We start from the raw sequence: 20,582 nt of genomic DNA on the forward strand, positions 1-20,582 counted from the left end.
GGCACCTGATTGCGATAGTTCGCGAGGCCAACGACCGCAATCAGGTGCCGAATCGCGTACTTGGAGGTCCCCATGGGTGACAAGGTCACCGAAGTCGAGCAGCACGGTATCGCGCCGATCCCGCCCGAGGAACAGACGTCGCGCCCGCGCGACCTGTTCCGGATGGCGTTCGGCGGCGCGAACACCTTCGCCACCATCATCCTCGGGACGCTCCCGATCGCCTTCGGCCTGAGCTTCCGGGCGGCGGTGGCGGCCACCGTCGCGGGCGTGGTCGTCGGCGCGCTCGTGCTCTCGCCGATGTCGTTGTTCGGCCCGCTCACCCGGACCAACAACGCCGTCTCCTCCGGCGCGCACTTCGGCGTCGTCGGCCGTTGTGTCGGCTCCTTCCTCTCCCTGCTGACGGCGATCACGTTCTTCGCCATCTCGGTCTGGGTGAGCGGCGACGCCGTCGCCGGTGCGGCACAACGGCTTTTCGGCTTCGACGGCGGCGAAGTGCTCCGGGGTGTCGCGTACGGCGTCATCGCGATCGCCACGCTGGTGGTGTGCATCTACGGCTACCGGTTCATGCTGCTGGTGAACCGGGTCGCCGTGGTGCTGGGCACGGCGATCATGCTGCTCGGGATCGTGGCCTACGGCGGCACCTTCGACCCCGGGTTCGCCGGCACCGGCACCTACGCGCTCGGGGACTTCTGGCCGACCTGGATCCTCGCCGCGCTCACCACGATGGCGAACCCGATCTCGTTCGGCGCCTTCCTCGGCGACTGGACGCGCTACATCCCCGCGCGCCACAGCCGCCGTTCCCTGCTGGCCGCGCCGTTCCTGGCACAGGTGGCGACGCTGCTGCCGTTCGGATTCGGCATCGCCACCGCGACCCTGGTCGCCGATCCGGCCGACTACATCACCGGCCTGACCGCGATCTCCCCGCTCTGGTACGCGATCCCGCTGATCGTGGTCGCGCTGATCGGCGGGCTGTCCACCGGGACGACGTCGCTCTACGGGACCGGGCTGGACTTCAGCTCGATCTTCGTGAAGCTGAGCCGGGTGCAGGCGACGCTGCTGATCGGCTCGCTCAGTGTCGTGTTCATCTTCGTCGGCAATTTCGTGCTGGACATGGTGTCCAGCATCAACGCCTTCGCGACGCTGATCGTGCTGTGCACTTCGCCGTGGATGGTGATCATGATGATCGGCTTCGTCCTGCGGCGCGGGTTCTACGACCCGGACGACCTCCAGGTGTTCAACCAGGGCCGCAAGGGCGGGCGCTACTGGTTCACCCGCGGGGTGAACTGGCGCGCGATGGCGGCATGGATCCCGGCGACGACACTGGGCCTGCTGACCGCCAACACCCCGATGATCGCCGGGCCGCTCAAGGACATCGCGGGCGGCGTCGACATCAGCATGGTGGTGACGCTGTGCACGGCGGCGATCGCGTACCCCGTGCTGGTGAAGCTCTTCCCCGAGCCGCGGGAGGTCTACTCGTACGCGGAGCCCGTCGCGGAACCGGCCGTCGCCGTTTAGGCGAAGCGGCGCAGCGCACCGAGGAACAACGCGTCGAAGGCGCGGTCCGGGAGCACCCGGCGCACGAACAGGATCGGCTTCGCCCCGAAACCCGCGGCGTAACGGGTCTTCGGGCGCCGGGCCCGGACGGCCTTCAGGATGACGTCGGCGATCACCTTGGGGTGGGAACCGCGCGCGGCCTGGTCGAAGAACTTCGCGAGCGCCTTGGCCTGTGCGGCGTAGGCGGTGTCGCCCGAGGTCTTCATCAGGTTCTCGATGGCGATGCCGCCCCACTCGGTCTTGATGGCGCCGGGTTCGACCACCACGACGTCGATGCCGAACGGTTTGAGCTCCAGCCGCAGTGAGTCGCTGAGGCCTTCGACGGCGAACTTGGTCGAGTGGTACCAGCCGCCGAGCGGTTCGTAGATCTTGCCGCCGATCGACGAGATGTTCACGATCTTGCCGGAGCCCTGGGCGCGCATCCGCGGCGTGGTCAGCTGGACGAGCCGCGCGAGCCCGAACAGGTTGACCTCGAACTGGTACTTCCCTTCCGAGAGCGGCACGTCCTCGAAGGCGCCGTACGAGCCGTAGCCCGCGTTGTTGACCAGCACGTCGATCCGGCCGGACTCCTCGATGATCCGCTCGACCCCCGCGACCATCGACGCGTCGTCGGTGACGTCCATCTCGAGGACCTTGATGCCGCGTTCGGCCAGCCCCGCCATCCGCTCGACGCGCCTCGCGGCGCCGTAGACCGTGTAGCCCGCTTCGTGCAGCGCGAGCGCCGTGGCTTCGCCGATGCCCGCGGAAGCTCCTGTGACCAGTGCGACCTTCATGTCCCGCTCCTAACTAACCGGTTGGTTGCCAATTCAGGGTGACACGGGTCCGGGCTAGCTGTCAACCAACCAGTTAGTTAGACTGGGTCACATGGTCAGGGACAAGGAAGCGACCAAGCGGAGACTGCTGGACGCGGCGACGACCGAGTTCGCCACGTACGGCATCGCGGGCGCCAGGGTGGATCGCATCGCGAAGAACGCGGGCGCCAACAAGGCGTTGATCTACGCCTACTTCTGCAGCAAGGAATACCTGTTCGAGATGGTCGTCCAGGAGCAGGTGGACCTCGCCGTCCGGACGCTCACGATCACCCCCGAAGACCTGCCCGGCTATGCGGGGAAGCTGTTCGACCGCTACCTCGAACATCCCCAGCTCCTCCGGCTCATGGGCTGGCTTCGGCTGGAGAACGGCTTCGACGCGACGCCGGAGGCCGAGGTCCGGGCGCACGCGGACAAGGTCGCCGCGATCCGGGAGGCACAACGCGCGGGCACCGTGCCGGACCACTTCGACGCCGAGGAACTGCTGAGCCTCGTCGTGCACCTGTCGATCCTCGGCTTCTCCTCCCCCACCGCGACCCGCGACCTCGTCGTCCGCGCGGTCGGCCGGATCGTGGGAACCTGAGCCGCCTTTCGCGCGACCACTGGGTGTCTACCGGGGAGGCCGGCTTGCACCGCCGAACTTTTCTGCGTGCTTCAGGCGGGCCTGGAGCTGTGTGGAAATAGGGACGTTGAGTGTCCCTATTTCCACACAGCTGGTCGTGACAGTGACTGTCTCGCCGGACTGTGTGGATTTGTGGTCATCCAACGACCAGAAATCCACACAGTCACCTTCACGTCCTGGCGCAGACTCAGCGGTGCGTGTCCTCCGGCGCCGGAGTCCGGCTCGCCAGCTTCGCCGACCACTCGGTCACCCGCCGCGCCACATCCTGCGCGGTGAGCCCGACGCGGGCCAGCACCTCCTCGCGCGACCCGTGGTCGTGGAACACCTGCGGCACCGCGAGATCCCGCAGCGGCACATCGCATTCGGCGTCGCGGAACAGCGCGGCCAGCGCGGAGCCGAAACCACCGTGCCGCCCGCTGTCCTCGACGGTCACGACGAGCTTGTGCTGCTCGGCCAGCGCCACCAGCTCGGCGGGCGCCGGGACGACCCAGCGCGGGTCCACCACGGTCACGCCGATGCCCTGATCTGCCAGCCGGTCCGCGGCGGCGAGCCCGAGCATCGCGAACGCGCCGACCGCGACGAGCAGCACGTCGGCGTCGCCCTCGGGCTTGCGCAGGACGTCCACCGTGCCGACGCGTTCCACCGCGGGAACGGAGTCGATCACGCCGCCCTTGGAGAACCGCAGCGCCGTCGGCCCGTCCTCGACGGCGACGGCCTCGCGCAGTTCCTCGCGCAGCGTGCCGGCGTCACGCGGAGCGGCGACCCGCATACCCGGCACCATGCCCAGCAGCGAAAGGTCCCACATGCCGTGGTGACTCGGCCCGTCCGGCCCGGTGATACCCGCCCGGTCCAGCACCAGCGTCACCGGCTGGCGGTGCAGCGCGACGTCCATCAGGACCTGGTCGAAAGCGCGGTTCAGGAAGGTCGAGTAGACGGCGACGACAGGGTGTTTGCCGCCCATCGCCAGACCGGCGGCCGAGGTGACCGCGTGCTGCTCGGCGATCCCGACGTCGTACCAGCGGTCGGGGTACGCCTCGGCGAACTTGTGCAGCCCGGTCGAGCGCAGCATCGCCGCGGTGATCGCGACGACGTCCTCGCGGTCGGCGCCGATCTTGACCAGTTCCTCGGCGAAGACACCCGTCCAGCTCGGGCCCTTGACCGGCGGCAGGCCGGTTTCCGGGTCGATCGGGTCGGTCTGGTGCATCTGATCGGCCTGGTTGGTCACCGCGGGCTCGTAGCCGTGGCCCTTCTCGGTGACGACGTGCACGATGACCGCGCCGCCGAAGTCGCGGGCGCTCTGGAACGCCTTCTCCAGCGCGACGAGGTCGTGCCCGTCGACCGGGCCGAGGTACTTGAGGCCGAGGTCGGAGAACATCATCTGCGGGCTCAGCGCGTCCTTGAGCCCCGCCTTCGCCGCGTGCAGCGCCGCGTAGATCGGCTTGCCGACGACGGGCGTGTGCCGCAGCAGTTCCTTGCCGCGGTCCAGCACGCGCTCGTAGCCCGGCTTGAGCCGCAGCGACGCGAGGTGGTCCGCGACGCCGCCGATGGTCGGCGAGTACGAACGGCCGTTGTCGTTGATGACGATGACGACCGGGCGGCGCGGGTTCGCGGCGATGTTGTTGAGCGCCTCCCAGCACATGCCGCCGGTCAGCGCGCCGTCGCCGACGACGGCGATCGCGTGCCTGCCACCCCCGCCCAGCTCGAACGCCTTCGCCAGACCGTCCACATAGGACAGCGCGGTCGAGGCGTGGCTGTTCTCGACGAGGTCGTGCTCGCTCTCGCAGCGCGCCGGGTAGCCGGTGAGGCCGCCGAGCTGGCGCAGCTTGCCGAAGCCGTCATGACGGCCGGTGACGATCTTGTGCACATACGCCTGGTGACCGACGTCCCACACGATGGCGTCGCTCGGCGAATCGAAGACGCGGTGCAGCGCCATCGTCAGCTCGACCACACCCAGGTTCGGGCCGAGATGACCACCGGCGAGCCGCACCTTTTCGACGAGGAAATCCCGGATCTCCGCGGCCAGCTCGTCGAGCTGCTCCGGGTTCATCCGCTTCAAGTCGGCCGGTCCGTGCACGGACTCGAGCAACGTCACTCTCCCACCTCGCCTGGTTCCTCTTCCGCCGTTCCGACCAGTCTACGGAGGCCGCCTGAGAGTCTTCCGTCCGCCGCGTCACGGGTCACATGTCAGAAAATCACCACTCGACACCCAGCGGTGTGAACATGGTCTCTTTTGCCAAGTAGCGGTCACGTCGGGTGGCCGCGATAATCGCTGATCGACGGTTGAGCAGAAGCCGGTTCGGAGGGCTTGATGGCGGACTTTTTCATCGGTGGCGAGTGGGTCGACGCGGTCGGCGGTGGTCGCCGGGAGATCCGTTGCCCCGCGGACGGGTCGCTGGTCGCGGAAGTCGCCGAAGGCACCCGTGAAGACACCGAAGCGGCCATCGCCGCCGCGAGGAAGGCGTTCGACACCGGCCCGTGGCCGCGAACGCCCGCTCCCCAGCGCGGTGACCTGCTGCTGAAGGCCGCCGACCTGCTCGACCGCGACGCCGCGGCCTTCGCCCGCGCCGAGTCGCTCGACACCGGGAAACGGCTGGTCGAGAGCGAATACGACATGGCCGACATCGCCGCGTGCCTGCGCTACTTCGGCAAGCTCGCCGCGAACGACGCCGGCCGCGTGGTCGACACCGGCAACCCGGACGCGTTCAGCCGGATCGTGCACGAGCCCGTCGGCGTCTGCGGGCTGATCACGCCGTGGAACTACCCGCTGCTGCAGACCATCTGGAAGGTCGCCCCGGCGCTCGCGGCGGGCAACACGTTCGTCCTCAAGCCCAGCGAGCTGACCCCGCACACCTCGATCATGCTGATGAAGCTGCTGACCGAGGCCGGGCTCCCCGGGGGCGTCGCGAACCTGGTGCTCGGCGCCGGTGCGCAGGCCGGGGCGCCGCTGTCCGAGCATCCGGACGTCGACCTCGTGTCGTTCACCGGCGGGCTCGCGACCGGCAAGATCATCGCCGCCTCCGCGGCCGCGACCATCAAGAAGGTCGCGCTGGAACTGGGCGGCAAGAACCCGAACGTCGTCTTCGCCGACTCGGACTTCGAGACCGCCGTCGACTACGCGCTGACCGCGGTGTTCCTGCACTCCGGCCAGGTCTGCTCGGCGGGCGCGCGGCTGATCGTCCAAGAGGAGTGGCATGACAGGTTCGTCGACGAACTCGTCCGCCGCGCCGAACTGATCCGACTGGGTGGACCTTTCGACCCGAAGGCTGAAACCGGTCCGCTGATCTCGGCCGCCCATTTGGCCAAGATCGAACGCTACGTCGCCGCGGCGCTCGAAGAGGGCGCCGTCCTGCGCACCGGCGGCAAACGCCCCGACGATCGCGAGCTCGCGAAGGGGCACTACTACCTGCCGACCATCCTCGACAACGTGAAGCAGGGCAGCAGCGCCGTCGTCGACGAATCGTTCGGCCCGGTGCTCACCGTCGAGACCTTCACCGACGAGGACGACGCCGTCCGCATCGCCAACGACACCCACTACGGCCTCGCCGGCGCGGTGTTCACCTCGGACGCCTCCCGCGCGCAGCGGGTCGCGAACCGGCTGCGGCACGGCACGATCTGGATCAACGACTTCCACCCGTATCTGCCGCAGGCGGAATGGGGCGGCTACAAACAGTCCGGCTTCGGGCGCGAACTCGGCCCGACCGGGCTCGCCGAGTACACGGAGGCGAAGCACATCTACCAGAACCTCCGGCCCGCACCACAGCGCTGGTTCTCCGGGGAGCCCGCGTCCAACTAAAGAGGGGAATTGCCGATGAGCAATCCTTCCGACGACGGCTTGGCCGGTTTCGGCTACAAACAGGAACTCGAAAGAACGCTCGGCAATTTCCACACCTTCGCCGCCGGGATCAGCTACATCTCGATCCTGACGGGGACCTTCCAGCTGTTCTACTTCGGCTTCAGCTTCGGCGGGCCGGCGTACTGGTGGTCGTGGCCGATGGTGTTCGTCGGCCAGCTGATGGTCGCGCTGTCGTTCGCCGAACTCGCCGCGCACTATCCGGTCGCCGGGTCGATCTACAACTGGTCGAAACGGCTCGGCAGCCCACACGTCGCGTGGCTGGCGGGCTGGATGATGCTGACCGCGTCGATCGTCACCATCGCCGCGGTCGCGCTGGCCTACCAGATCACGCTCCCGCAGATCTCGTCGTTCTTCTCCTTCTCGGGTGACAGCGCGGTGAACGCGGTCATCCTGGGTACGGCGCTGATCGTGTTCACGACGCTGGTGAACGCCTGGGGCGTCAAGCTGATGGCGCGGATCAACAGCGCCGGCGTGTTCATCGAACTGGTCGCCGCGGTCCTGCTCATCGTGGCGCTCGCGGTCAACATCACCCGCGGGCCCGACGTCGTGATGCAGACCAACAACACCGGCGCCGACCAGCCGTGGGGCTATTTCGGGGCGTTCCTGGTCGCGTCGCTCGCGTCGACCTACGTCATGTACGGCTTCGACACCGCCAGCTCGCTCGGCGAGGAGTCACACGACCCGCGCAAGAACGCGCCCAAGGCGATCCTGCGCGCGCTGATCGCGTCGTTCGTCATCGGCGGGCTCATCCTGATCCTCGCGCTGATGGCCGTCGGCGACATCAACAACCCGGAGATCGCGACCGGGGGCCTCCAGTTCATCGTGCTCGACGTCCTCGGCAGCACGATCGGCACGATCTTCCTGCTGGCGGTGGTCATCGCGATCACCGTGTGCAACCTGGCCGTGCAGTCGGCGTCGATCCGGATGATGTTCGCGATGGGCCGCGACAACAACCTTCCCGCCGGAAAGCACCTCGCGAGGGTTTCCCCGAAGACGAAGACGCCCGTGGTCCCCGCGATCGTCTCCGGGGTCATCGCGGTCTTCATCCTGGTGGTCAACGTCGGCCAGCCGCAGATCTTCACGGTGATCACCAGTATCGGCATCATCATGATCTACCTGGCGTACCTGCTGGTCACCATCCCGATGCTGGTCAAGCGGCTGCGCGGGCAGTGGCCGCCGCCGAAGGCCGAGGGCACCAAGTACTTCTCCCTCGGCAAGCTGGGGCTGCCGGTCAACATCCTCGGCGTGCTGTGGGGCGGCGCGATCGTGGTGAACCTGGCCTGGCCGCGGCGTGAGGTCTACAACGCGACCGAGCCGTATCACTGGTACCTCGAATGGGGGGCCGTGCTGTTCGTCGGCGCGGTGGCGGTCGCCGGTTTCGCGTATTACTGGTTCGTCCTGCGGCACAAGAGCGGCGTCCTGGCCGATCACGCCGCGGAAGCACTTCCCGAGGAGGCAGCACAGTGACCGGAGAGTTCGACTACATCGTCGTCGGCGGCGGGACGGCGGGTTCGGTGGTCGCGGCGAGACTCTCGGAAGACCCGGACGTCACCGTGGCGCTCCTCGAAGCCGGACCGTCCGATGTGGACGATCCGGCGGTGCTGGAACTGACGAAGTGGATGGCGCTGCTGGAATCCGGCTACGACTGGGACTACCTGGTCGAACCGCAGGAGTCCGGCAACTCCTTCCTGCGCCACGCCCGCGCGCGGGTGCTCGGCGGCTGCTCGTCGCACAACTCGTGCATCGCGTTCTGGGCGCCGGCCGAAGACCTCGACGAATGGGCGTCGCTCGGCCTGCCCGGCTGGTCTTCGAAGGACATCTTCCCGCTGTACCAACGTCTCGAGACCAACGACGGCCCCGGTGACCACCACGGCCGCTCCGGTCCGGTGACCATCCGCTCGGTGCCGCCGAACGACCCGACCGGTGTCGCGCTGCTGCAGGCGTGCGAGCAGGCGGGCATCCCGAGGACGGAGTTCAACTCGGGCAAGACCGTGACGCACGGGGCGAACTGGTTCCAGATCAACGCACGCGAGGACGGCACCCGCTCCTCGGCGTCGGTGTCGTACCTGCACCCGATCATCGGCAAACGGCCGAACCTGGAGATCATCACCGGCGCGCGCGTCCGGCGGCTGCTGTTCGACGGCAAACGCTGCACCGGCGCGGAATACCTGGCCGACGACCTGATCCACGGCGTGCCGCTGCGGGCTCGGCGCGAGGTCATCCTGTCCTCCGGCGCGATCGACACGCCGAAACTCCTGATGCTGTCGGGAATCGGCCCCGCCGAACATCTGCGCGAGGTCGGTGTCGACGTCTTGGTGGACTCCCCCGGCGTCGGCGAGAACCTGCAGGATCACCCCGAAGGCGTCATCCAGTGGGACGCGCTGCAGCCGATGACCACCGAGTCCACCCAATGGTGGGAGATCGGCATCTTCACCACCACGGAGGAAGGTCTCGACCGGCCGGACCTGATGTTCCACTACGGCTCGGTGCCGTTCGACATGAACACCCTCCGGCAGGGGTATCCGACCACGGAGAACGGCTTCTGTCTGACCCCGAACGTCACCCGCTCACGGTCGACCGGAACCGTGCGGCTGCGCAGCCGCGACTACCGGGACAAGCCGAAGGTGGACCCGCGGTACTTCACCGACGAGCACGACATGCGCGTGATGACCTACGGCATCAAGCTGGCGCGCAAGATCGCCGAGCAGCCCGCGCTGGACGAATGGGCGGGCACGGAACTGGCGCCCGGCAAGGACGTCAAGACCGACGACGAGATCGCCGACTACCTGCGCAGGACGCACAACACCGTCTATCACCCCTCGTGCACCGCGAAAATGGGCGGCGACGGCGACCCGATGGCCGTGCTGGACGCGCGTCTGCGAGTGCGGGGCGTCGAAGGCCTGCGGGTCGCCGACGGTTCGGCGATGCCGTTCCTGGTGGCGGTGAACCCGTGCATCACGACGATGGCGATCGGCGAGAAGTGCGCGGACATGCTGAAGGAGGACGCGCGCTCCTAGCTCTGTTCGTGTGAAGGCCCCCTTCGGCTGGAGGGGGCCTTCACTTTGCCCGGAAAACCGGTGGAGCGACCTCTCCCGGGCCATTACCGTGCTGCCGGACCACGTCGCCGAGCCGAGGGCCTGCCGTTGTACACCCTGTGAGACCTCCCGAGCGCTGATTTCGTCGCGCGTCGCGCTTTGCGCCGCGCTTCCCTTTGCTGCGGATTTCTCACTGGAACGGGTGTATTCCTGTGCTCGAAAACTGGGTGGTCGTCCCCACCTGCCTGCCTGTCGTCCTCCGCCGTTGCCACGTCTGCCCGTCCGGGCGCTTCCGGGCGAACGGCAAGTTCCGTGTCAACGCCAACCACAAGCTCATCGACGTCTGGCTCCTGGTGCTCTGCACCGGCTGCGGGGACACCGCGAAGCTGACGATCCTGGAGCGCGTGAACGTGCGCTCCGTACGACCTGGACTGCTGAACCGGCTGCACGAGAACGACCTCGCCCTGGCGGCGGAACTGCTCCAGGATCCGGTCGTGCGGCGCCGGAACCGCGTCGCACTGGAGTGGGACGGTGCTTGGCGGCTCCATACCGGCTCTTTGGGCCGCTGGGACTTTCTCGAGGTCTCGGTGCGCTTCGAGGCACCGATTCCCGTCCGGCCTGCTCGGCTGATCGCCGAGGGGTGCGGTCTTTCGCGGAGCGAGGTCGAGCGACTGATCGAGGAAGGAAAGGTGGTTTCGGCGGCGCGATTGCGAGGGAAGGTGTCCGGGGACTTCACCTTCACGCTGAAACGCTGAGTTCGATCTCGCGATCTCGCGATTCCGCGTGATCGGACGGACGACACACGTGATCAGGTGGACGACACCTGTGTCCAGACGGACGCCTCATGGCGAAGGTCCGGCCACGCGAGTGTCGTCCGCCCAATCACGTGTGTCGTCCATCCAATCACGCGTGTCGTCCATCTGATCACGAGCGCCGTTCTCCGCGGAGTGACGCGAAAGCCACTTTCGAGACACCAGATGTCGCGAAAGTGGCTTTCGCGACATCACTTCTCCGAAGGTCTCGCGCCAGCCGCCACCTCGGAACCCCGCCTGCCAAACCGGCGACGGGCTTCTCGGCATGCCCGTGTCCGCGACACACGCTCATCAAATGGAGACGACGGCCGGGGTGCCCCGATCCCCTCGCATCTGCTGCAACGCCCACGCCTGCCCGAATTCCGCCAGCGCGGGACCCGACCAGCAACCCGAAATGCTGATTCCCTTCCACAGCGGCATTTTCGGCCCATTCAGGGTTCCGTGACCGACCTGCACCTGCACCGCGCCTTCCACCCAGGTGAAGACGAAATGCGCATACATGAACATCCACGCCTGCCTGCCGAGCAGATCGCGCGCGAGCACCGGCCCCTCGGAGGGGTAGGGCGCCGTGTAAATGACTTGTTTCCGGCCGCTCCGGTAACTGATCTCCTGCGCCGTGACACCGGGTGGAAGCATTGACGGCTCTGCCACTCGTCAGTCCTCCACAATGGTGATCGTGCCGTGCCCGTCGCAGCCCGCACAGCCCTTCCCGTCACAATCACCACAGACCGAAGTGAGATAATCCATGATTCGGAATCCGTTCGCGTCGAAGTGCCCGAAGTACCCGCATTACCTCGTGAACACGGGCTCAAGTTAGCGAGCACGAAGACATCAGGACAAGACGAACGAAGCCGATCCATTCCGACGGATTACAAATCCCGAATTATTGCAGCAACGCAACGCATTCGACGTGGTGTGTCATCGGGAAAGCGTCGAAGGCGCGCAGGTCCACCAGGCCGTATCCGTGGCCGGCGAACAGCGCGATGTCACGCGCCAGCGCCGCGGGGTCGCACGCCACGTAGACGATCCGGTCGGGCGAACCCTCCACGATGGAATCGACGACGGCCTTGCCCGCGCCCTTGCGCGGCGGGTCTAGGACGACGACGTCGACCGGCTTCGGGGCATCGGCCAGCAGGTGCTCGACGCGACCGGAGCGCCAGCGGACCTGCGGAAGGCCGGCCAGGTTCTCCTCGCCGTCGGCGACGGCACGGCGGCCGGATTCGATGGCCAGAACACGCCCGCGCGGGCCGACCTGCTCGGCGAGCACCGACGCGAAGAGGCCGACACCGGCGTACAGATCCCACGCCACGCCATCACGCGGCGCCTCCGCCCATTCCGCGACGACGGCGGCCAGCGTGTCCGCGGCGGCCGGGTGGACCTGCCAGAAGCCGTGGGCGTCCAGGCGCCAGTCGCGACCGGCGGCGTGCTGCACGGCGATACCACCGGCCAGCTGCCGCGAGCGGGTCTTCCCGTGGACCGTCGACAGGTCACGGAGGTGCACCTGCCCCTCGCCGTCCTTGGTGACCTCGATTTCGCTACCGGGGCGCCACTTCCGCGACACGACGTCGTCGAGCGCGCCGGGGACGGTGATCGGGCAGTCGTCGATCGGGATCACGCGGTGACTGTGATGCGCCCGGAAACCCGCTCTGCCGTCCTTGCCCGCGACGAGCCGGACGCGGCTGCGCCAGTCCAGCGGGCCACCGTCGAGCGCCTCGACGACGACGTCGCGCTCGATCCCGGCCAGCCGCTTGAGCTGCTCCGCGACCACCGCCGCCTTGAGTTCACGCTGATATCCGGGCGTGGCGTGCTGCCAGTCGCAGCCGCCGCACTCCCCCGGCGCCGCGAGCGGGCACGGCGGCTCGACGCGTTCGGGCGACGCCTCCAGGATCTCGACGGCGTCGGCGCGGCAGAACGACCCGCCCTTGTCCTCGGTGACGGACGCCAAGACCCGCTCGCCGGGCAGGGCGTGCCGCACGAACACGACCCGCCCCTCCGCCCGCGCGACGCAGTGCCCGCCGTGCGCGACCGCGCCGACCTCCAGCTCGATCGTTCGTCCGAGCCAGGTGCCGGTCGACGCGTCCACACTCATTCTGCGTTGTCCTTCTTCGTTTCGGGTTGCTTGACGATCGGGGAGAATCCACGTCGCACGTCGCCCGCCGCCGGACGTGCCTTCCGGTCGCGTTTGATCGCCTTTTCCGACGATTCGAGCTGCCACGGCACGCTGGTCACCATGACGCCGGGCTGGAACAGGAGCCTGCCCTTGAGCCGCAGGGCGCTCTGGTTGTGCAGGACCTGCTCCCACCAGTGCCCGACCACGTATTCGGGGATGAACACGGTCACCACGTTGCGCGGGTTGTCGCCGCGGACGCGCTTCACGTAGTCGAGCACCGGTTTCGTGATCTCGCGATACGGCGATTCGATCACCTTCAGCGGCACCTTGAAATTGTGGTCGTCCCAGTCCTGGACGAGTTTACGGGTCTCGGCGTCGTCGACGTTCACCGTGACGGCTTCGAGGACGTCCGGGCGCACGGCCTTGGCGTAGGAAAGCGCGCGCAGAGTCGGCAGGTGCAGTTTCGAAATCAGCACGATCGCGTGGTTGCGCGAAGGCAATACGGTCGGCTTGCGGTCCATCTCGCGCAATTCCTCCGCGACCCGGTCGTAATGCTTCCGGATCGCGGTCATCAGGATGTAGATCGCCACCATCGCCGCGATCGCGATCCACGCGCCGAGCAGGAACTTCGTGACCAGCACGATGATCAGCACGGTGCCGGTCATGGTGAGGCCGATCGCGTTGACCGTCTGCGAACGCCGCATCCGCCGCCGCACCGCCGGATCGGTCTCCCTGGCCAGCAACCGGTTCCAGTGCCGGATCATGCCCGCTTGGCTGATCGTGAAGGAGACGAACACGCCCACGATGTAGAGCTGGATGAGCTTCGTGACCTCGGCGTCGAACGCGATGATCAGCACCAGCGCGAACGTCGAGAGGAACAGGATGCCGTTGGAGAAGGCCAGCCGGTCGCCCCGGGTGTGCAGCTGACGCGGCAGGTAGCGGTCCTGCGCGAGGATCGAGCCGAGCACCGGGAAGCCGTTGAACGCGGTGTTCGCGGCCAGCAGCAGGATGATGCCGGTGGCGAAGGAGATGTAGTAGAACGCGGGGGTGAAGTCGGCGAACACCGCCTGCGCGATCTGCGCGACGATCGTCTTCTGCTCGTAGCCCGCCGGGGTGCCGGTGAGCTGCGTCTCCGGGTGCTCGGCGAATTTGACGTCGGTGATGATCGCCAGCGTGATGATGCCGATCAGCATCGTCACCGCGAGCACCCCCATCATCAGCAGGGTGGTCGCCGCGTTCTTCGATTTCGGCTTCTGGAACGCCGGGACACCGTTGCTGATCGCCTCGACCCCGGTCAGCGCCGCCGCACCGGAGGAGAACGTGCGCAACAACAGGAAGAAAAAGGCGAAACCGGTCAAAGAGGCTTCTTCGTGCAGCTGGAAATCCGCGCTCTCGGCCCGCATGTCGGCGCCGGAGGCCGCCTCGATCAGGCCCCAGATCACCATGCCGAGGATGCCGATGATGAACCCGTAGGTCGGGATCGCGAACGCTTTGCCCGATTCGCGCACTCCGCGCAGATTCAGCGCGGTGAGCACGACCACGATGATGACCGCGGCGATCACCTTGTGCTGCGCCACCCAGGGAATCGCGGAACCGATGTTCGCCACACCGGACGACGTCGACACCGCCACGGTGAGCACGTAATCGACCAGCAGCGCGCTGGCCACGGTGAGCCCGAATTTGCCGCCGAGATTGGTGTTGGCGACTTCGTAGTCACCGCCGCCGCTGGGATAGGCGTGCACGTTCTGCCGGTAGGACGCGACCACGACCAACATGACGAGCGCGACGGCGACGCCGATCCACGGCGCGAAGGCGTACGCGGACAACCCGGCGACGCTGAGGGTCAGAAAGATCTCCTCAGGCGCGTAGGCGACGCTCGACAACGCGTCGGACGCGAAAATCGGCAGCGCGATGCGCTTCGGCAGCAGCGTATGCGAGAGGCGGTCACTCCGGAATGGACGTCCGAGGACGAGCCGCTTCAATACGGTCGGGAACTTCGACACCTGGGAAGAGTAACGGCGGCGCGCAGCGTCTCCGTTGAGGGTGGCGGTGGGGAGGAAGGTGGAGTAGCTGACGGCGCTCACGGTAGGTTCGGCGCTGGTGTGTCTGGGTACCTGCGGACGGGTGAAACGTTCGCTGACTAAGGAGGCAGTGCGTGCACGTGGTGATCATGGGATGCGGCCGGGTCGGCGCATCCCTTGCCGCGGCGCTGGAGCGGCTGGGGCACGACGTCGCCGTCATCGACAAGAGCAGGCAGGCGTTCCGGCGGCTCGGCAGTGATTTCCACGGTCAGCAGGTGGTCGGCGTCGGCTTCGACCGGCAGGTGCTGATCGAAGCCGGGATCGAACGCGCGGGGGCCTTCGCGGCGGTGTCCAGCGGCGACAACTCCAACATCATCTCGGCGCGGGTGGCCAGGGAGAACTTCGGGGTCGACAAGGTCGTCGCCAGGATCTACGACCACAAGCGCGCGGCGGTCTACGAGCGGCTCGGCATCCCGACCGTGGCGACCGTGCCGTGGACGACCGACCGGTTCCTGCGCACCCTGCTCCCTGACGGCGTCGCCTCGGTGTGGCGGGACCCGTCCGGCAGCGTGGCGCTCCTGCAGCTCCCGCTCCACGAAGGCTGGGTCGGGCGCAGCGTGCGCGAACTGCAGGACACCACCGGCGCGCGGGTCGCGTTCATGATGCGGTTCGGCACCGCGGTGCTGCCCGACACCAAGGCCGTGATCCAGGCCGACGACGTCGTGTACGTCGCCGCGAAATCGGGCACTGTCAGCGACGTGACCACCGTCGCCGCTCGCGAACCGGAAGAGGAGAACTGATGCGGGTCGCGATTGCCGGGGCCGGCGCGGTGGGCCGGTCGATCGCCGCGGAGCTGATCGACGGGCGCCACCAGGTGATGCTCATCGAACGTGAGGCCGACCAGTTCGAGCCGCACACCGTCGAGCAGGCGGATTGGGTGCTGGGCGACGCGTGCGAGGTGTCGATCCTGGAGGAATCCGGGATCGAGGAGTGCGACGTCGTGATCGCCGCGACCGGCGACGACAAGGCGAACCTGGTGGTGTCCCTGCTGGCGAAGACCGAGTTCGCGGTGCGGCGGGTGGTGGCGCGGGTGAACAACCCGGCCAACGAGTGGCTGTTCAACGACGCCTGGGGTGTCGACGTCGCCGTGTCCACCCCGCGGATGCTCGCGGCGATGGTCGAGGAGGCGGTGAGCGTCGGCGATCTGGTGCGGCTGATGACGTTCCGGCAGAGCCAGGCGAACCTCGTCGAACTCACCCTGCCGGAGGAGACCCCGCTGGCGGGCAAGGCGGTCAGCGAGATCAACCTGCCGCGTGACGCGGCGCTGGTGACGATCCTGCGCGGGGACCGCGTGATCGTGCCGCAGCCCGAGGATCCGCTGGAGCCGGGTGACGAGCTGCTGTTCGTGGCGACTTCGGACGTGGAACCGGAGATCCGGACCGCGCTGGGTTACTGAACGTCCCTGTCACGCCCACCTCGGCTGCTATGAACGGGCCGTTCCTTGCGAAATTTGCAAGGAACGGCCCGTTCATGGCATTCCGGGCTTGACGGGAGAGGCTAGTTCTCGACAGCGGGCGCCTGCGCGTACTTCGCGCGCAGTCGTGCCTCGATCTCTTCGTCGGTCTCTTCGCACGGGGCCTCTTCGGCCTGCGCCTTGAGGTGCTTGTCCGACCGTCGCACCGCCCAGACGACCGTGAGCAGGCCGAGCGCGTACAGCGGGTAGCCCATCGCGATCTTCGCGAAGGCCAGCCAGCCGGTGTAGTCCTCGTCGTACAGCCAGCGCTGCACGACGAACCGGGCGCCGAAGATCAGCGCCATCGCGGCGGTCGCGATCGAGTACGAGATCAGCGACTTCTTGTCCTTGCGCCAGGCGTGACCGCTGCCGTTGAGCGCGTTCCACACCACGCCAGCGAGCGGCCAGCGAACGACGATCGACAGCACGAAGACGCCGCAGTAGACCAGGCTCGTCCAGATGCCGAACAGGAAGAATCCCTTGGCCGAGCCGGTCCGGTAGGCGATGAACGCCGCGATCGCGACCCCGAAGAAGCCGGAGATCGCGGGCTGCAGCGGCTCCTTGCGCACGATCCGCAGCACGGTGATCGCCACCGCGCTGCCCACCGCGGCCCAGATCCCCACCGTGAGCCCGAAGATCGCGTTCGCGATCACGAACACGATGACCGGCAGCGAGGAATAGAACAGTCCGGACAGCCCGCCCATCTGTTCCAACAGGGTGGGCTGGGGCTTCTTGTCTTCGGTCTTCTCTTCGCCGCCGACGGGTTCAGTCACGATGCGGGATCAACTCACAGGGCTCTGAAGTTCGTAATAGGGGTTGTACAGCACCTTCTGACCATCACGTTCGGCCATCCGGCCGCGCACCTTGATGGTTCGCCCGGGTTCGATCCCGGGGATCCGGCGGCGTCCGAGCCAGATTAGCGTCACACCCTGTGTGCCGTCGAACAGCTCGGCCTGCAGCGTCGCCGCCTCGTTGGTCGGGCAGAGCTCCACGCTGCGGAGTCTCCCGAGCACCGTCACCTCTTGACCCGACCGGCAGTCGCAGGCACGCTGCGCTCCGCCTGCCTCGGATTTTTCGGACAGATCGTCGGCGTCGAGATCCTCGACGTCGCTGGTCAGCTTGCGGACCAGCCGGCTGAAGTAGCCGCCGTCTTTGGCGGACATAACGGTGCTCCTGTGCTCCGGGGCCCCCGACTTGAACGGCCCGTGCGTAATCCAGCGTAACTGTGCTCGGACCAGGAGAACGGGTTTAGGGGAATATCGCAACGTGACCTCCGCTATTCCGCCTACGACGGCAGTAGTACTCCCCGGCACGGGGTCCGACGAAGTGTTCGTGCGCGCCGTGTTCGCCGGTCCGCTGCGTGCGCTCGGCATCCGGCTGATCGCCCCGCCGCCGCCTCCCGGAGACCGGCTGGCGGACGGCTATCTCGAGGAGCTGGACAAGCTGGCCGACGAGCACGGTCCGCTGCTCGTCGGTGGCATCTCGTTCGGCGCGCACCTGTCGGCGGAGTGGGCGGCGCGCGAACCGGCCCGCTGCACCGGCCTGCTGGCCGCCCTCCCGGCCTGGAACGGCCCGGCCGGGCAAGCACCCGCGTCGCTCGCCGCGCGGCTGTCAGCGGATCTGGTGGCCGCAAATGGGGTCGACGGCGCGCTGGCGCGATCCTCCGACGGCGTCCCGGGGTGGCTTTCGGCGGAACTCGGCCGCGCGTGGCGGCGGCACGGCGACGGGCTGGCGGCGAGCCTGCGGACGGCGGCGGGGCATCCCGCCCCGTCGCTGGAGGACCTGAAGGGCCTCGACGTACCCGCGGGGATCGGCGCCTGCGTGGACGATCCGATCCATCCGGCGGAGGTCGCCCGCGCCTGGGCCGAGGCCCTGCCGCGCGCCGAGGTGGGCGAGTCGACGCTCACCGCCCTCGGCGCGGACCGGGAATCCCTGGGCCGGGCGACCGTCCTTGCCTGGCTGAAAGCTCGCTAGCCCTGCTGCTCGGCGATGTGCTGAGCGACGGCGTCGGGCAGCGTGATGGTCAGCGGGGTGCGGACCGGCATCGGCGCGTCACCGCGGTCGACGATGGTGTGCCGCACGATCTCCCGCAGCACGGCGGGCGCCTGCGACGCCTGCGACTGCGGCCCGGCGATGACGCCGCGGAGCATCCAGCGCGGACCGTCGACCCCGACGAACCGCAGCGCGACGTCACCGACGATCGCGGACAGCTCCAGTCCCCACTCCCCCATGCCGACCGAGACCTTGGCGCCGTCGGCGCGCAGCTGCTCGGTGAGCTCGGTGCTGACGTCCTTCCACAGTCCGCCGGAGCGCGGCGCCGCGTAGCCGCTGACGGTGATCTGGCCCTGTTCGGTGACGACGTGCACCGCGCGGACACCGCCGCTCTCCGGGTCCATCTCGACCTGGACCTGGGAACCGTCGGGCACCGGCACCTTCACCGAACCGAGGTCGATCCGCGGGATGCCGTCCTCGGGCGCGTCGGCGAGGTCGAAGGGGCCGTCGGAGGTCTCCGACAGCTGCGCCTCGATCTCGTCGTCGGCGTCCTCGGCGGCAGCGCTGCCGGGACGCTCCACGACCTCGGGCGCGGCGTGCCGTCCGGTCGGCTTCGCGCGCTTGCGTCCGAAAATCCCCACTAGTTCTCCGTTCCTTCCCTGGCTCCGGCTCCCAGTGTGGCGTGTCCGCCCGTGGAGCCATACCCTCCCTCGCCGCGCTCGGACGGCTCGAGCTCGGCGACCTCGACGAACTCGGCCTGTTCGACCCGTTGCACGACCAGCTGCGCGATCCGGTCGCCGCGGGTGAGCACGACCTTCTCGGAGAGATCATGGTTGATCAGGCAGACGCGGATCTCACCGCGGTACCCGGAGTCGATCGTGCCCGGGGTGTTGACGACCGAGAGGCCGACGCGGGCGGCGAGACCCGAGCGCGGGTGGACGAAGCCCGCGTAGCCGGGCGGCAGCGCGATCGCGACGCCCGTTCCGACGACGCCGCGTTCACCGGGCGCGAGCACGAGATCCGAGGTCGTGACGAGGTCGGCGCCGGCGTCGCCGGGGCGCGCGTAGGCGGGAAGGGGGACCGAAGGATCGATCCGGGAAAGCAGTACCTGAACGGTGGACACGGGCGGCGAGACTACCCTGAACGCGTGGGTGAAAGCGTGAACACGGCCGAAGGCGGCGCCGTCAAGCATTCAGAGCGGCTCTACGTCCCGTGGTGGGGCTGGCCGTTGCCGCTGCTGGGCGGGGGGCTGCTGGCGGCGGAGATCGACATGGGCTATCCCGGGCTGCGCGGGTGGCTGCCGTACGTGGTGCTGATCCCCGCCGTGATCGCGCTGATGATCTCGCTCGGCCGGTCCCGCGTGAAGGTGACCGGCGGCGCCGAGCCGGAGCTGTGGCTGCGCGACGCGCACCTGCCGCTCAAGTTCGTCGGCGACGTCGACGTCATCGACAAGGAAGCGAAGCGCAAGGCGCTCGGCCGCGACGCCGATCCGGCGGCCTTCGTCCTGCACCGGGGCTGGGTCGGCCCGGTCGTGCGGGTCTGGCTCACCGACCCCGGCGACCCGACGCCGTACTGGCTGTTCAGTACCCGACATCCCGAGAAGGTGGCCGCGCTGCTCCGCCACCCCGCCGAGAAGGCCTGAGACGACAAGGAAAGGGGGCCGGCCACCTGGCCGGCCCCCTTATTCCTGTTCAGATCCCGAAACCCCCTGTCGCGCCGTCCCCTGTGCCCGTAGGCTCAGGCGCAGTCGCGGCAGATGAGCCGTCCGCCACTCTCCTCGGCCAGCCTGCTGCGGTGGTGCACCAGGAAGCAGACGGAGCAGGTGAACTCGTCGGCCTGCTTGGGCACGACCTTGACGGTCAGGTCCTCACCGGAAAGTCCGGAGAGGTCCGCGCCCGGCAGCTCGAAGTTCTCGGCGGTCGCGTCCTCGTCGACGTCCACGACGCCGGACTGGTTTTCGTTACGCCTTGCCTTCAGCTCTTCCAACGAGTCTTCGGCCAGCTCGTCGGCTTCGCTGCGGCGCGGAGCGTCGTAGTCGGTCGCCATTAGTCCCTCACCCCTGCGATGCTTTCGATGTCAGATGGCCCGGACCCGCGAGCGCGCGGCTCGTGAGTCCTTCGTGCCGCTGGTTAACGTCCCAGCGCCCCTGTTTGTGCCCGGCTGGGCAGTGAGCGAGGTCTCTCTTTTGCGCCTCTTACTGCCGCCTGAGCCCGCGAAGGGTAGCTCACGCTGATACCGGCTCTGCAACGAGTCAGACATTG

The 20,582-nt window shown here is 68.0% G+C and carries 20 protein-coding genes; 10 read left to right on the forward strand and 10 right to left on the reverse strand.

What is annotated here, in order from left to right:
* Nucleotides 1-72: 72 nt before the first annotated feature.
* Nucleotides 73-1,515, forward strand: coding sequence for a cytosine permease (locus CVV72_RS16150; RefSeq protein ID WP_219153184.1), 1,443 nt, complete (start codon nt 73-75; stop codon nt 1,513-1,515).
* Here the strand turns inward: CVV72_RS16150 and CVV72_RS16155 are convergent.
* Nucleotides 1,512-2,327, reverse strand: a complete 816-nt coding sequence (locus tag CVV72_RS16155; RefSeq protein WP_219153185.1) for an oxidoreductase — start codon at nt 2,325-2,327, stop codon at nt 1,512-1,514. The genes CVV72_RS16150 and CVV72_RS16155 overlap by 4 nt on opposite strands.
* A gap of 91 nt (nt 2,328-2,418) precedes the next feature.
* Between CVV72_RS16155 and CVV72_RS16160 the strand changes: the two genes are divergently transcribed.
* Nucleotides 2,419-2,946, forward strand: a complete 528-nt coding sequence (locus CVV72_RS16160) for a TetR/AcrR family transcriptional regulator (protein ID WP_219153186.1) — start codon at nt 2,419-2,421, stop codon at nt 2,944-2,946.
* Nucleotides 2,947-3,172: 226 nt separating this feature from the next.
* Here the strand turns inward: CVV72_RS16160 and dxs are convergent, their stop codons facing one another.
* On the reverse strand, nt 3,173-5,077 hold the full coding sequence (dxs, locus tag CVV72_RS16165) for a 1-deoxy-D-xylulose-5-phosphate synthase (RefSeq protein WP_219153187.1): 1,905 nt from the start codon (nt 5,075-5,077) through the stop codon (nt 3,173-3,175).
* A gap of 216 nt (nt 5,078-5,293) precedes the next feature.
* Here dxs and CVV72_RS16170 point away from each other — a divergent pair, with 216 nt between their 5' ends.
* The 4 genes from CVV72_RS16170 (at nt 5,294) to CVV72_RS16185 (ending at nt 10,628) form a co-directional block, all read left to right on the forward strand.
* Nucleotides 5,294-6,778 (forward strand): aldehyde dehydrogenase family protein, encoded by a 1,485-nt coding sequence (locus CVV72_RS16170; RefSeq protein ID WP_219153188.1) that lies wholly within the window; start codon nt 5,294-5,296, stop codon nt 6,776-6,778.
* Nucleotides 6,779-6,793: 15 nt separating this feature from the next.
* Complete coding sequence (locus CVV72_RS16175) at nt 6,794-8,305, forward strand: APC family permease (RefSeq protein ID WP_219153189.1); 1,512 nt, start codon at nt 6,794-6,796, stop codon at nt 8,303-8,305.
* Nucleotides 8,302-9,855: a GMC family oxidoreductase gene (locus CVV72_RS16180; protein ID WP_219153190.1), complete on the forward strand. Its 1,554-nt coding sequence runs from the start codon at nt 8,302-8,304 to the stop codon at nt 9,853-9,855. The genes CVV72_RS16175 and CVV72_RS16180 overlap by 4 nt, the downstream gene beginning before the upstream one ends.
* Nucleotides 9,856-10,085: 230 nt before the next feature.
* Nucleotides 10,086-10,628, forward strand: a complete 543-nt coding sequence (locus tag CVV72_RS16185) for a DUF1062 domain-containing protein (RefSeq protein ID WP_219153191.1) — start codon at nt 10,086-10,088, stop codon at nt 10,626-10,628.
* Nucleotides 10,629-10,976: 348 nt separating this feature from the next.
* Here CVV72_RS16185 and CVV72_RS16190 read toward each other — a convergent pair whose 3' ends face one another.
* The 3 genes from CVV72_RS16190 to CVV72_RS16200 form a co-directional block, all read right to left on the reverse strand.
* Entirely contained in the window at nt 10,977-11,336 is a 360-nt protein-coding gene (locus tag CVV72_RS16190; RefSeq protein ID WP_255632712.1) for a hypothetical protein, read from the reverse strand.
* 232 nt (nt 11,337-11,568) lie between these two features.
* A complete protein-coding gene (locus tag CVV72_RS16195) occupies nt 11,569-12,774 on the reverse strand; it encodes a class I SAM-dependent RNA methyltransferase (RefSeq protein ID WP_219153192.1) in 1,206 nt (401 codons plus the stop codon).
* Nucleotides 12,771-14,798, reverse strand: a complete 2,028-nt coding sequence (locus CVV72_RS16200) for an APC family permease (RefSeq protein ID WP_219153193.1) — start codon at nt 14,796-14,798, stop codon at nt 12,771-12,773. Before CVV72_RS16200 ends, CVV72_RS16195 begins: the two co-directional genes overlap by 4 nt.
* Nucleotides 14,799-14,950: 152 nt before the next feature.
* Here CVV72_RS16200 and CVV72_RS16205 point away from each other — a divergent pair, with 152 nt between their 5' ends.
* On the forward strand, nt 14,951-15,616 hold the full coding sequence (locus CVV72_RS16205) for a TrkA family potassium uptake protein (RefSeq protein WP_034316979.1): 666 nt from the start codon (nt 14,951-14,953) through the stop codon (nt 15,614-15,616).
* Nucleotides 15,616-16,272, forward strand: coding sequence for a TrkA family potassium uptake protein (locus CVV72_RS16210; RefSeq protein ID WP_016332961.1), 657 nt, complete (start codon nt 15,616-15,618; stop codon nt 16,270-16,272). Before CVV72_RS16205 ends, CVV72_RS16210 begins: the two co-directional genes overlap by 1 nt.
* A gap of 101 nt (nt 16,273-16,373) precedes the next feature.
* Here the strand turns inward: CVV72_RS16210 and CVV72_RS16215 are convergent, their stop codons facing one another.
* Nucleotides 16,374-17,102, reverse strand: coding sequence for a DUF3159 domain-containing protein (locus tag CVV72_RS16215; RefSeq protein WP_219153194.1), 729 nt, complete (start codon nt 17,100-17,102; stop codon nt 16,374-16,376).
* 9 nt (nt 17,103-17,111) lie between these two features.
* Nucleotides 17,112-17,492, reverse strand: coding sequence for an OB-fold nucleic acid binding domain-containing protein (locus CVV72_RS16220; RefSeq protein ID WP_034316985.1), 381 nt, complete (start codon nt 17,490-17,492; stop codon nt 17,112-17,114).
* Between the two features lie 103 nt (nt 17,493-17,595).
* On the opposite strand from CVV72_RS16220, the gene CVV72_RS16225 reads away from it, so the two are divergent.
* Nucleotides 17,596-18,303 carry an alpha/beta fold hydrolase gene (locus CVV72_RS16225; RefSeq protein WP_219153195.1) on the forward strand — a complete coding sequence of 236 codons (708 nt, stop codon included), beginning with the start codon at nt 17,596-17,598 and terminating at the stop codon, nt 18,301-18,303.
* Here the strand turns inward: CVV72_RS16225 and CVV72_RS16230 are convergent.
* Complete coding sequence (locus CVV72_RS16230) at nt 18,300-18,962, reverse strand: DUF3710 domain-containing protein (RefSeq protein WP_219153196.1); 663 nt, start codon at nt 18,960-18,962, stop codon at nt 18,300-18,302. The genes CVV72_RS16225 and CVV72_RS16230 overlap by 4 nt on opposite strands.
* Entirely contained in the window at nt 18,962-19,444 is a 483-nt protein-coding gene (gene dut, locus CVV72_RS16235) for a dUTP diphosphatase (RefSeq protein ID WP_007033571.1), read from the reverse strand. Before dut ends, CVV72_RS16230 begins: the two co-directional genes overlap by 1 nt.
* 24 nt (nt 19,445-19,468) lie before the next feature.
* Between dut and CVV72_RS16240 the strand changes: the two genes are divergently transcribed.
* Nucleotides 19,469-19,963 carry a DUF3093 domain-containing protein gene (locus CVV72_RS16240; protein WP_219153197.1) on the forward strand — a complete coding sequence of 165 codons (495 nt, stop codon included), beginning with the start codon at nt 19,469-19,471 and terminating at the stop codon, nt 19,961-19,963.
* A gap of 95 nt (nt 19,964-20,058) precedes the next feature.
* Here the strand turns inward: CVV72_RS16240 and CVV72_RS16245 are convergent, their stop codons facing one another.
* Nucleotides 20,059-20,367, reverse strand: a complete 309-nt coding sequence (locus tag CVV72_RS16245; RefSeq protein ID WP_005164528.1) for a DUF4193 domain-containing protein — start codon at nt 20,365-20,367, stop codon at nt 20,059-20,061.
* Between the last annotated feature and the right edge of the window lie 215 nt (nt 20,368-20,582).

Origin of the sequence: Amycolatopsis sp. TNS106 (genome assembly GCF_019330265.1) — a bacterium.
In the GTDB taxonomy this organism is placed as follows: Bacteria; Actinomycetota; Actinomycetes; order Mycobacteriales; family Pseudonocardiaceae; genus Amycolatopsis; species Amycolatopsis lurida.